This is a genomic window from Mycobacterium sp. NGS69 (assembly GCF_059812165.1).
This window is the reverse complement of the sequence record NZ_JCALCD010000006.1, coordinates 133,410-145,520: the sequence shown is the minus strand read 5'-3', so window position 1 is coordinate 145,520 and position 12,111 is coordinate 133,410. Positions and strand designations below refer to the sequence as shown.

The window sequence follows — 12,111 nt, the reverse complement described above, 5'->3', positions numbered from 1 at the left end:
CGCAATGAAAGTCATCGTCGACGCCGGCCGGTGCGAGCTGCACGGGGAATGCGTGATGGCCGCACCCGACGTGTTCGCGATCGAAGACGACAAAGACAGTGTGACCCTGCTGAATGACCAACCCGGTGAGGGGCTTCGGTCGGCGGTTGAGGAAGCCGCAATGATGTGTCCGGTCAGCGCGATTCGCATCGAGGACTGAATATGACTACCGCCGAAGAAACCACGGTAAGCAAGGACGCGGGCGCGCCCGGCGCCCCGGTCGTCGAGGTGCGCAACCCGGCCGACGGGTCGCTGGTCGGGGTGGTTGCGGACATGCCGGCCGACCAGGTATCACAGATCGCCTCCGAGTTGCGGTCGGCCCAGCCCGCGTGGGAGGCGCTGGGTCCGGAAGGCCGTGCGGTTCATCTGCGGCGGTGGCTGGACTGGATCGTCGACAACCAGGACCGCATCCTGGGCCTGGTGCATCGTGAGGCCGGGAAGTCCTGGGGGGATGCGCAGATCGAGCTGCTGGTCTGCATGGAAGTCATCAATTACTACACCAAACACGGCGCAGAGTTCCTGGCCGACGAGACCCGCCGCCCGCACGGACCGGCATCGGCGGCCAAGAACCTCAAAATCCGTTACCGCCCTTACGGACTCGTCGGCGTCATCACACCGTGGAACTACCCGCTGGGAATGCCGATGCTCGACGTGCCCCAGGCGTTGATGGCCGGCGCGGCCGTGCTCACCAAGCCGTCCGAGGAGACGCCGCTGGGTTGGGCCGAGGTCGTGCGTGGCTGGAATGAGGAAATCGGCGCGCCACCCGTGCTGGGTTGCGTGACCGGCCGGGGTGAAACCGGCAAGGCCGTCGTGGACGTCGTCGACATGGTGCAGTTCACCGGATCCACCAAGACCGGCCGCAAGATCGGCATCCAATGCGCGGAGCGGCTGATCCCGGTCAGCCTCGAACTGGGCGGCAAAGACGCGATGATCGTGCTGTCCGATGCGCCGCTGCAGCGGACCGTCCGCGGGGCCATCTGGGCCGGGCTGTTCAACTCGGGCCAGTCGTGTGTCGCCGTGGAACGGATCTACGTCGAGGATTCGGTCTACGACGAGTTCACGTCGCGTCTCGTCGACGAGGTCAACAAGCTCCGCCAGGGCCACGATGCACCCGGCAGCTTTTCCACCGACATCGGGGCGCTGGCAAACGAAGCCCAGATGGCGATCGTCGAGCGGCATGTCAACGACGCGGTGGCCCGCGGCGCACGAGTCCTGACCGGCGGAAAGCGAGCCGAGCGTGGGCTGTTCTACCCGCCGACGGTGCTGGTGGATGTCGACCACACGATGGCGTGCATGCGCGAGGAAACGTTCGGGCCGTTGCTCCCGATCATGAAGGTTTCGAGCGAGGACGAAGCCATCGCTCTGGCCAACGACAGCGCCTACGGTCTGGGCGCCAGCGTCTGGACGGCGAGCAAGGAGCGCGGCGAGCGGGTCGGCAGGAGGATCGAGGCCGGCGGGGTCAACATCAACAACGCGATGATGCACGTGTTCCAGTTCCCGCTGCCGATGGGCGGCTGGAAGGAATCCGGCCTCGGCCACCGCATGGGCGGACCCGACGGCATCCGAAAGTACTGCCGCGCACAGGCTGTGGTCAGCGAGAAGCTCAACCTGCCCACCGAGACGCATTGGTACCCGTACTCGCCGCGCAAGGCCCGGATCTCCGGCGCGGTGCTTCGACTGCTCGAAATGCACGACTGGCGGCGTCGGCTGGGCCTGGGCCCCAAGGCTCGCTAGGCCAAACGCGGATGGTGGATTCCCGGGGCCCGCTGGACGGGCTCAAGGTCATTGAACTCGCCGGCATCGGCCCGGGGCCGTACGCGGCCATGCTGCTCGCCGACCTGGGCGCCGACGTCGTTCGCGTCGAGCGCCCCGGGCCCGCCGCCAGCGGGGTGCCCCCGGAGAAGGATGTGTTGCGCCGCAACCGCCGATCGATCGTGGTGGATCTGCGCGATCCCGACGGCGTACGCACCGTGTTGTCGATGGCCGCGAAAGCCGACGTGCTGCTCGAGGGCTTCCGCCCGGGTGTGACAGAACGCCTCGGGTTGGGCCCAGCCGACTGCTGGAACGTCAACCCACGACTGGTCTACGGACGAATGACCGGCTGGGGGCAGTCGGGTCCGTTGGCGTCGACCGCCGGCCACGACATCGGCTACATCGCCCTTACCGGGGCGCTGGCATCGATCGGCCGGGCCGGCGAGGCGCCCGTGCCGCCGGTGAATCTGCTGGGCGATTTTGGCGGTGGCTCAACGTTTCTCGTGATCGGGGTGCTCGCCGCGGTGTGGGAGGCCGGCCGGTCGGGTCACGGACAGGTCGTCGACGCGGCGATCGTGGACGGTGCGAGCTCGCTCACCGCGCTGTTGCACGGGCTCATGGCAGCCGGGCAATGGGTCGATCGGCGGGGATCCAATTTTCTCGACGGCGGGGTGCCGTGGTACGACACCTACGTGACCGCCGACGGCCAATGGATGGCCGTCGGGGCCCTGGAGCCGAAGTTCTATGCCGAATTCGCTGGACTGCTCGGGCTTTCCGACGATGTCGCCGCGCTGCGTGATGTTCCATCGGAGTGGCCGCGACTGCGCGACGCGATCTCCCATGCGTTTGCCGCCCGGACCCGCGACGATTGGGTGGCGGTGTTCGAGGGCACCGATGCGTGCGTGGCGCCGGTCTTGTCACTGACCGAGGCGGCCACTCATCCGCACCTGGCCGCGCGCGAAACGTTCATCGAAGTTGGCGGCGTCACTCAACCGGCGCCTGCCCCCCGGTTCAGCCGAACCATCCCGCGGCATCCGACTCCGCCGTCGCCGGTGGGTGCTGACACGCTGGATGTGTTGCACGACTGGATGATTGCCGACAGCGCGGTCGCGCCCGACACCAGCGCTCAGTAAGAGCGCGGCGGCCCGCTAGTCGGGCAACTTCAGCAGCCTCTGCTCGTCTTTGGCGATCAGTTTCATCATCACCACCGACATGACCACCATCCAAACGAAGAAGTCGACGGCGACGACCCAGAATGCCAAGATGCCGTTGTAGGCAAGCGGCCCCTTCTTGAACAGGCCCATGAAACTGGCCGGCGCCATGCCGATCGCGGCGTAGAGGTTGTAGTAGGCGACCCAGCGGGGAAATATCGGTTCCGGGTTGACATCGCGAAATATTGCGATGGCGATGATAACCATCAGAATGCCGAACGGCGGCCACGTGTAGAGGAACAGAAAGAAACCAAGGTCGTTGAAGGCCTGAACGATGGCCGGATCCTCGGCGCGGAACGCCATCACGGTCCACGCCACGGCGATGGTCGTGATCACGGCCGCGCCACCGCCGACGTTGGCCAGGGTCATGAAGGTAAGGAGGGGTACGCGCTCCATCCGCCGTATGTAGAGAATGATCGGTGCCGCCCAGGTCACCCAGAAGGACCAGAAGAAGGTGACCAGCGCCGCGCCAATGAGTATCGACGTCTGGTGCGCGCTCACCCACCTCAACGTCTCCTGCTTGCTGTCGCTCGGTGATGGCGGTGGGACCATGTGCATCAGCCAGCCGAAGCCGATCACGGTCATCAAGACCAGAACCAGCCCACTCCACACGGCCAACCGCATCAACAACGGGTCGATTCGGAAGGATGCAAGCCAGCCGGTATGAGGTGGCTCGGAGTGCGCGGTCCCGCGCAGTTGTGCCCGCGTCATATCCTTCGAATCCTCCTTGTCCCGCACCGGACCGTAGACCAGTTCGAGGTCTCGAACGGACTCGCTTAATGAGTACTACTAGCTTAGAACAGTAGTGACACTTTCGATAGAGGCAGTATCAAAAGGAGCGGCCTCGGCGAACGATCGGTGGATCACGCCAGGAATCGCTGGCAGATAAGGAAGTTCAACCCGCCGCGGACAGCGAACGCCGATCAACCGTCAGTAAGAGCGGGGCAGCCCGAGAGAATGTTCGGCCACGCAGTTCAGGATCATCCGCGAATCGCCCGTTCCTCTTCGCCGGTTGCGAACACGGTGTCAGTGTCAGCAGCCATCGATCTTCATCCTCATCGCTGACGGAGGGTCACCTAGGCGGTCAACTCTGCGGCCTCCGATGATGCCGTCACCTCGTGGTAGTCACTCGGGTTGAAGTCATGAATCCGTTCCCAGTAGTCGATGTACTTCCACGGGCCGGTCACAACGATGCGTCCGGCGCCGTTGCGGTAATAGGTTGTCATTCCCTTGTGCGACCAGATACAGCGCGCCAATGCTTCGTCGAGCTCTTCGTTGTAGCGTTCGAAAATGCCACGATCCACCTCGACGGCGGCGGTTTCGTTGACGAGCAGATCGCGGATCGCCTGCATGATGTAGCGCACCTGAAACTCGGTGGGGTGGATCGCGCTTCCACCGTGACCGGCATTGGTATTCGGGCCGTTGACGATGAAAAAGTTCGGAAAGTCTGGAACCGTCACCCCAAGGTATGCCCGGGCGTCGTCGACGCCCCACTGCTCGCGCAGTGTCCTGCCCGATTTGCCGACGATATCCATCGGCCAGAGGAACTGGAGAACCTTGAACCCGGTGGCCAACACGATCACGTCGGAAGGCACCTCGACGCCCGAGCACGTCACGACGTTCTGGCCGCTGACGTGATCGACCGCCTCGGTGAAAAGCGTGACATCGTCACGGCACATCGTCTTGTACCAGTGATTGTCGATCAGCGGCCGCTTACCGTAGGGCGGATAGTCCGGCAGGCAGGCGTCCAGCAAATCGGTCCGATCGCCGAGCTGCTCCTTGATGTACTTGGTGAGAAAGACCCGGTGGCGATCGTTGGCCTCGTTGACGGCGCGCTCCGGGTGGGGCCAGCTCGGATCGATCTGCAGCGCCGAATGCAGCCGGTCGCTGAAGTTCCAGAACGACCGCAGCCGGTACCACTGAACGTAGAAGGGAACCTCTTTCATCAAGAACCGAACCGATTCCTTGACCGCGCGATGGTAATTCGGATGCGGCAACGCCCATTGCTTCGATCGCTGAAAGATGTTCACGTGACTGGCGGTATCGACGATCGCCGGCACCACCTGCATCGCGCTGGCGCCAGTGCCGATCACTGCGACGCGCTTGCCGCTCAGGTCGACCGAGTTGTCCCATTCCGCGGTGTGCATTACCGGGCCGGGGAATTCGTCCAGCCCGGGGATGGGCGGGATCGAGGGCCGGTTCACCATGCCTACCGCGCTGACCAAGACGTTGGCAGTTAGCGACTCCACGTCGCCGTTCGCGCCTCTCACGTCGATCTGCCATGTCGCGTTGGCGGTTTCGTAGCGCGCGCACACCACCTCGGTGCCGAATCTGATGTGTCGCTTGACGTCGAATTCGGTCGCGACACGCTGGATGTAGTCCTCGACTTCGTTTCGCCTGGCGAAGTACCGGGTGATGTCGGGGTTGGGCGCAAACGAGAAGGTATAGAGATGACCCGGCGTATCCACGCCACAGCCCGGATAGACGTTCTCCAGCCAGGTGCCACCCATGTCAGCATCTTTTTCCAGCACAACGAAGTTGATGCCGGCGGCAGCGAGTTTGATGGCCATGCAGAGCCCGGACAAGCCGGCTCCGATGATGGCGACACGAAAGCTCTCGGGGATTGACTCCGCGGGCACCTCGACGTCACGCGAGATGAAACCCATTTCCTCCGAGAGGAGTTCGCCGTACTCGGCCGGGACCTCTTCCACCATCGCGCAGCTGAGCATGCGTGTCACCTCGTCCGGGGACGGAGTGACCGGTTGGAGCCTGCCTTCGTAAAACCCGACGATCGCTTCTTGCGCCGCCGCCCGTACCTCAGCCTGGACTTCCGGCGGGAGTCCTCCGGAGTCGTTGTCGTCCAATGGCTTTCCGCGCGCCGGCCGGTACGGCGGATGGGTCCATTTGGCGTCGCCGGTGAGATGCTGCAAGACGAGTAGCAACGTCGGGATGTTGGCATCCTCGAGCGCTACCTGAAGGCTCTCAATCCAGTTGGGGATCCTCGTCCAGGGCGCCGACGCGGCAGTGGTCATAAACGTTCCGCCTCCGACCTTTGACTGACGACACTCCGCGCCCCCGCCGGACGACGAACCTTCCCGGCATCGTGTCGCCAATTTCTTTTTTGAACTGACGCGTCTCAATATACGGCAGATGCCGCGGCCGACGCAATATCTCACCCGAACCGGTTACGCGAGGGTTCGTTCGCCAATTTGCGGTATCGAGACTGGTCTTAGTACCTTAAGCAGCCCGATTAGCCGTGGGCTACCTCGGCCTATGTTCGAGAACGATCGTACACGCACGCGGCAATCGCCGGGTCAATCAACGGGTACTAGCGGCTCGAGTTGCGCCGACGTCGCTGTGACGCCCCGGACTTGCGCTCCCCACTTTCGGGGGGTACGTAGCCCAGCCGCAGGAGCCGGATGGCATCCTCTGCGATCTGTTCCGCCGTGATCTTTTCCTTGGGCCGGTACCACCGCGATACCCAAAGGATCATCCCGAGGATCAGTCGCGTCGTGATGACCTCATCACCCTTTTCTATGTAGCCGGCCTCCATATTGTCGGCGACCACCGAGAGCCACAGCTTCTCGAATTGCCGGCTCCATTTGTGCCAGCGCTGGACGACATCGCTGGGCAGGTCACCGCCGTCAAAGAAGACGGGCATGTAGCTGCGCATTTGCACCGCCGCCTCCGACTGCAGCCGGACCATCGCTTTCAACCGGTCGGCGGGATCGGAGATGTCGCGGATCGCCGCCTCGACTTGCTCCGTGATCTCACGTGTACTGCGTTCGAAAAGGATGCCGAGCAGGTCCTGCTTGGTCGGGACAGTGCGATACAGCGTGGCACGGGAGACCGCAAGCTTTTCGGCGGTGTCGACGATGGAAACGGCCTCGTAGCCGCCCTCGTGGAATAACTCCGCGACCGCGTCGGCGACCGCATCCCGGTCGATTGTCAGACGCGGCCGGCCACGCGGGCGGCCGTTGGTCTTGCCGTTCTCATTTTTCGGCACTGGGCTCCCTTACCTCCGCGCCCAGTTTAGAGGCTATATGTCGCACAATGTGGCGGGACATCGCTCCGACCGATCAGGCGAACAGGAACATGGCCGTTAGCAGCCCAAACAACGCCAGGCAATAACCCTCGAAAAGGCCGCGCAACACGAGCGGGGCCATTTTCAGCTCCATGAAGTACAAGCCGACCAGGCGAACCTTGAAGATCGCGACGGCGAAGATCACCAGGCTGGCCGGCGTATGGTGTCCCCCGCCGAATCCGTGGTCGGTGCCCAGCGCCCACGAGACAACGGTCAGCGCGCACAACAGAAACCAGATCAGCGATGCGTTGGTCCGTACCACCGAGCTCATGTTCACCTCACCAGGAAGATCAGGGGGAAGATCACGATCCACAGCAGATCGACCATGTGCCAAAAGCACGCGCCACCCTCAAAGAAGGCGATATGCGTCTTGGTCGGTTCCGGTTTGCTCGCCAGGGTCGACAGGACCGTCAGGACGATCAGCCCAATGACCACGTGCGCCAGATGCAGCCCAGTCAGCACGAAGTAGTACATGAAGAATTCGTTGGTGCTCGGGGTGATTCCGGCCGCGACCTTTTCGTGGTACTCGTAAGCCTTGATCACCACAAAACACGCGCCCACCAGCACGCCGCCAAGGGTCAAACGCCGGGCGAGGTAACGCAGTTCGGGGCGCCGCAAAGCGCGTGTCGCGAACACCACCAGAATCGAGCTCGTGAGCAACACGAGCGTGTTGGTCGCGCCCAGCGCTCGATTGAGTGCCCCCTGCGACTCGGCGAAAAGCTCTGGTCGAGCACCGCGCTGATGCAGGTACACCGTGAACAACACGGTGAAGACCAGCATGTCGCCGAACAGCAGCACCCAAATACCCGGCTCGCCTGGCACATGACGCTCGGAGGTGCGTGATGCGCTGAGGCCGGCATCGTCGGCCGCACGCGCCGATCCGATAACGTCGGTCATCCACCGCCCTTTGCCAACGTCTTATCTTTGAGATAATTCGTCTCAATAGTAGGGGTAAGCGTTTAGTCCGTCAACGACGATCGCTCCGGCGAACGATCGCTCACGTCCGGATTGATTTCGCAACACCCGATCTCGTAGCGTGAGGCGCGAACGTCGATGCCCTCCCCTCGCGCGGCTCGACCTTACCCAGAAAGGGCCGGTTTGCAGTGGATCACGTCCTGCTCGAGGTCGACGGCGGCGTCGCCCTGATCACCGTCAACGACCCAGATCGGCGCAACGCGGTCACCGACGAGATCTCCGCCGGGTTACGCCGGGCGGTCAGCGATGCGCAAAACGAACCGAACGTTCACGCCGTCGTTGTAACCGGTGCCGGCAAGGCATTCTGCGCCGGCGCTGATCTCAGCGCGCTCGGCGCGGCGGCCGAGGACGGGTTACGCCGCCTCTATGACGGCTTCCTCGCCGTCGCCGACTGCGCGCTGCCAACGGTGGCCGCCGTCAACGGACCGGCCGTCGGCGCGGGGCTCAACCTGGCCCTGGCCTGCGACGTGCGGATCGCCGGACCGGCGGCGATGTTCGACCCGCGCTTCCAAAAGCTCGGCATCCACCCCGGTGGCGGCATGACGTGGATGCTGCAGCGAGCAGTCGGACCGCAGGTGGCGCGGGCCGCCCTGTTGTTCGGGATGCGCTTGGACGCCGACGCCGCGGTCAGCCACGGCCTCGCGCTCGAGGTCGCCGACGATCCGGTGGCCGCCGCCCTGAAGCTGGCTGCCGGTCCGGCCTCGGCACCGCGAGAGGTGGTGATCGCGACGAAGGCCACCATGCGTGCCACCAGCAGCCCGGGGAATTTCGACGCCGAATTGCATGCGCTCGCCGTTCGCGCCGAATTGGGGCCGCAGGCCACGTCGATCCGGGCGCCGGAGTTCGCGGAGCGGCTCGCACTGGCGCGCCGCAAATGATCCTCACTGAGGCGCAAACCGGCGCGTCGCTGCTGGGCAGATGGCCGGTCGGCCGTGTCGCCGGGGTTCCTCAACCGCCCAGCGACACTCGGCCACGCTCGTGGGCGGCGATCGCCTCTAACGAGTCCAGATCCTCTGCCGCCTGGCAGGTTCGGCGCACGCTCTCGAGCGTGATGTCCTTCGGCTGCATGTCGGGCTGCAACGAGTAGCGCCCGATCGTGCCGAGCCACATGAACATCGCGTGCGGCATCTGTTGTCGGTAAGCCAGAAATGCCTCTTCAGCGCTGGGCGGCCGGTGACCGGCCGCAGCCAGCCGGTCGCAATAGCGAGACACTAAGTCTCGCTCCCACTCGCGCCGGTTCTCGACCGTCAGATGCGTCGACAACGCATAGGCGAGGTCGCGCGCCCATCCCCCGCGCACGACACACTGCCAGTCGTACAGGCCCATCCGGTTGTCGCCGGTCACATACCAGTTGCCGGGATGCACGTCGCCGTGCAGCAGGGTCTGCGGGCCCGCGGTGTTGATCTCTAGGGAGCGCATCAGCATCGCCGGCACGTCTTTCCGACGTCGGTAGAGCCGGGGCGGTATCACGTCGCGACCGCGCTCAAACCCCACCAAAATCCTTTTCGGCGCGTTGATGGTGATGTTCAGTCGGGCCATCCATTCGTGCGAGTCGAGCAGCCAATGACCGAAGCGCTTGCGCAGCGGCGCATCCCAAAATGCGATGTGCAGCGCCGCCAGCGTGTCGATCACCTGCTCGGCCTGTTCGCGGTCGAGCCGCCGCGTAAGGATGTTGCCGAATTGCGCTCCGCGGGTTCGTGATACGTCGTCGACGATCAACAATTGGCGGTTGGTGACGGGGTCGAAGGCGGAGTACTGCGTGGTCGGCGCCTCGATGACCAACGTCGGGCGGATCTGCGCGTAGAACGTCGACTCGATCACGCCCAGCCCTGCCGCCGCCGACACCATCCGTTTCATGAATCCGGGTCCGGACTTCGTGAAGAGCCACTCAGTCAGGCCCGCCGCACGCCCGGCAGCGTTGAACTCGACGCGCAACGTCCGTCGCGACGATGTTCCGTCATTGCGTGGACCAAGTTCATGGTCAACGACTTCGGCCCCGGCTATCCCGTCGCACAACGCCAGCGTCAACCACCGGTTGGTTAGATGCTCGGGCGACGGCGGAACCTCCCGCAACGTGACCGGGCGAGGGCTGGTGATGCGCTCCTTGGCGACCTGGTATGCGATGCGACCGGTTAGGCCAACGAGTTCCAGGCGAGCACCCACGGGAGCTACCTAGTGGCCCGGGCGAGTAGCTCGTCGACGTCGGCCCGCAGCCGGATAAGCTCGTCGCCGCCGGTGGGCGCGGCTTCGGTTGCCACCAGCGGGTCGGAATCCATGGTGTCGACGGCTTTGGAGAGATAGATCGAGTTGATGATCGCCCAGGTGGCGAAAACGGCCAGCGGGAGGTACCAGGCGATGATGCCGTTCCACGCCAGCGGGCCGTTGTGGAAGAAGACGTTGAACGTGCCGGGGGTGAACATCAGCGCGACCCAAAGGTTGTAATAGCCCAACCAGCGCGGGAGGACGGGGCGCTCACGCCGGTCGGCAAGTATGGCGATACCGAAGCAGGCGATCTGCAGCACCGCTGTGGACGTCAATCCGACGAACGGTATCCACGCCATGTCGTTGAGCAGTTGGACGAGTTCGGGCGCGCGATCGACGCGGAAAGTCGCGGTCTGCCAGAAGAAGAGCAGGTAGATGAATTCGAGGGTGAAGAGAGTGCCCAGCCCGAACTCGATCATGGCCAGTGCCGGAAATCGCCCTTCGATGCGGCGCACGTGGATTGCCATCGACACCGCGAACGGCACCAACAAGGATGCCGAGAACATGCACACGATCATCCCCCAACGAATCCTGTCTCGGTGACCGAGGATGAATTGTGCTGTCTCAATGGCGTTTTCGCTCGGAGACCGGGTGGGAATGAACCCGGCGATCAAGATGAACCCGATCGCCATCGTAACGAGACACAGCGTGCCACTCCAAGCGCAGAACTTGTGAACAGTTCGATTCATCCCAACCTCCACACCAGGACTCACGCGTTAGCCCGCGCGAAAGTGTCCACCATCGAACGGAATGCGTCGTCGCTTGAGGCTTGATCGATCGGTGGCACATACGGTGTGTGCAAGACGATGTGGGGAAGCACTCCGTCGTAGGCGGCGAGCTGTTCGGCGGCTTCGTCCGGAGTGCCCGCGATCGCGAAGGCGCGCAGCAGCTCATCCGATGCGGCGGTGGCCAGCGCCGCGGGCCCATCGGTGAGGAGCCGCCGCAGCACGTGGTCGCGAACCTCTTGCAGTCCCATGAATTCGATTACCGTGGAGCTCACCGGGTAAGCCACGTAGTTGCCGACGTTGATGCGAGCGCGCCGCAGCGCTTCGTCGCGGTCGTGCGACACGCTGCAGATCACCAGCGCGGTCACGTCGATCTCCGACGGGTCCCGGCCAGCCTTCGCAGCGCCGGCAGCCACGTTCGGAAGGACGTGCTGTTGAATGAAGGCGGGCGTGGGCAGGAAGCCGAGCACGCCATCGGCCACTTCGCCGGCCAGTCGCAGCATCCCCTCTTTCAACCCGGCCAGATAAATCGGTATCTCCGGCCGCACCAGATTGCGGGTGCCCCACGGGTTGAGAGGCGGGCTGGACGCGCGGTAGATCTTGCCCCGGAAGTCGAACGGTTCGTCGGTTTCGAAGTGTCTCCAGATCTGGCGTATCACATGGATGTATTCGCGCATCCGTGTGAGCGGGCGGTCGATGTCAGTTCCGTTGAAGCACTCCATCCAGCCCGCCCCGCCGGTGCTGAGACCTAGCAGGGTCCGCCCGCCGGACAGTTCGTCGACGTCTGCGGCCGCATTGGCCATCTCGTAGGGGGTGCGGGGTGCCGCGGTAGCGATCCCGGTGCCCAGCTGGATCCGGGAGGTAGCCCGCGCGTTCAAGGCGTGAGTAATGAACGGATTTCGGTAGAACTCGTAGTCCCATACGGAATCGAATCCCGCGTCCTCGGCGAGCGCGGCGAACTCGGCGTACCGCTCGTAGGGCTGGTTGAGCATCGGCAGCGACACTCCGATGCGGCTCTTGGTGGATTGCGTCAAGGTTGCGCTCCTTGGATCGACACCGTTGT

Annotated in this window: 12 protein-coding genes; 4 read left to right on the top strand and 8 right to left on the bottom strand. The window is 64.0% G+C overall.

Features of this window, described 5'->3' with window-relative positions; all coding sequences use genetic code 11:
• Positions 1 to 4: 4 nt before the first annotated feature.
• The 3 genes from AC5Y2S_RS18930 to AC5Y2S_RS18920 are packed head-to-tail and all read left to right on the top strand — an operon-like array spanning position 5 to position 2,924.
• Complete coding sequence (locus AC5Y2S_RS18930) at positions 5 to 199, top strand: ferredoxin (protein ID WP_499957583.1); 195 nt, start codon at positions 5 to 7, stop codon at positions 197 to 199.
• A gap of 2 nt (positions 200 to 201) precedes the next feature.
• Complete coding sequence (locus AC5Y2S_RS18925; RefSeq protein WP_499957582.1) at positions 202 to 1,773, top strand: aldehyde dehydrogenase family protein; 1,572 nt, start codon at positions 202 to 204, stop codon at positions 1,771 to 1,773.
• Between the two features lie 11 nt (positions 1,774 to 1,784).
• Positions 1,785 to 2,924, top strand: a complete 1,140-nt coding sequence (locus AC5Y2S_RS18920; protein WP_499957581.1) for a CaiB/BaiF CoA transferase family protein — start codon at positions 1,785 to 1,787, stop codon at positions 2,922 to 2,924.
• 15 nt (positions 2,925 to 2,939) lie between these two features.
• Here AC5Y2S_RS18920 and AC5Y2S_RS18915 read toward each other — a convergent pair whose 3' ends face one another.
• The 5 genes from AC5Y2S_RS18915 to AC5Y2S_RS18895 form a co-directional block, all read right to left on the bottom strand.
• A complete protein-coding gene (locus tag AC5Y2S_RS18915; RefSeq protein WP_499957580.1) occupies positions 2,940 to 3,740 on the bottom strand; it encodes a hypothetical protein in 801 nt (266 codons plus the stop codon).
• Positions 3,741 to 4,078: 338 nt separating this feature from the next.
• On the bottom strand, positions 4,079 to 6,034 hold the full coding sequence (locus AC5Y2S_RS18910; RefSeq protein WP_499957579.1) for a flavin-containing monooxygenase: 1,956 nt from the start codon (positions 6,032 to 6,034) through the stop codon (positions 4,079 to 4,081).
• A gap of 296 nt (positions 6,035 to 6,330) precedes the next feature.
• Positions 6,331 to 7,008 carry a TetR/AcrR family transcriptional regulator gene (locus AC5Y2S_RS18905; RefSeq protein WP_499957578.1) on the bottom strand — a complete coding sequence of 226 codons (678 nt, stop codon included), beginning with the start codon at positions 7,006 to 7,008 and terminating at the stop codon, positions 6,331 to 6,333.
• Between the two features lie 73 nt (positions 7,009 to 7,081).
• Complete coding sequence (locus AC5Y2S_RS18900) at positions 7,082 to 7,357, bottom strand: cytochrome C oxidase subunit IV family protein (protein WP_499882746.1); 276 nt, start codon at positions 7,355 to 7,357, stop codon at positions 7,082 to 7,084.
• A 2-nt stretch (positions 7,358 to 7,359) separates the two neighbouring features.
• The gene (locus tag AC5Y2S_RS18895; RefSeq protein WP_499957577.1) at positions 7,360 to 7,983 is read right to left on the bottom strand and encodes a cytochrome c oxidase subunit 3 family protein; all 624 of its coding nucleotides are present in this window, start codon (positions 7,981 to 7,983) and stop codon (positions 7,360 to 7,362) included.
• Between the two features lie 206 nt (positions 7,984 to 8,189).
• Here AC5Y2S_RS18895 and AC5Y2S_RS18890 point away from each other — a divergent pair, with 206 nt between their 5' ends.
• A complete protein-coding gene (locus AC5Y2S_RS18890; RefSeq protein WP_499957576.1) occupies positions 8,190 to 8,939 on the top strand; it encodes an enoyl-CoA hydratase in 750 nt (249 codons plus the stop codon).
• Positions 8,940 to 9,009: 70 nt separating this feature from the next.
• Here the strand turns inward: AC5Y2S_RS18890 and AC5Y2S_RS18885 are convergent, their stop codons facing one another.
• The 3 genes from AC5Y2S_RS18885 to AC5Y2S_RS18875 form a co-directional block, all read right to left on the bottom strand.
• A complete protein-coding gene (locus AC5Y2S_RS18885; protein WP_499957575.1) occupies positions 9,010 to 10,224 on the bottom strand; it encodes an aminoglycoside phosphotransferase family protein in 1,215 nt (404 codons plus the stop codon).
• Between the two features lie 5 nt (positions 10,225 to 10,229).
• Positions 10,230 to 10,829, bottom strand: coding sequence for a hypothetical protein (locus AC5Y2S_RS18880; protein WP_499957574.1), 600 nt, complete (start codon positions 10,827 to 10,829; stop codon positions 10,230 to 10,232).
• Positions 10,830 to 11,032: 203 nt separating this feature from the next.
• On the bottom strand, positions 11,033 to 12,082 hold the full coding sequence (locus AC5Y2S_RS18875) for an LLM class flavin-dependent oxidoreductase (RefSeq protein ID WP_499957573.1): 1,050 nt from the start codon (positions 12,080 to 12,082) through the stop codon (positions 11,033 to 11,035).
• Between the last annotated feature and the right edge of the window lie 29 nt (positions 12,083 to 12,111).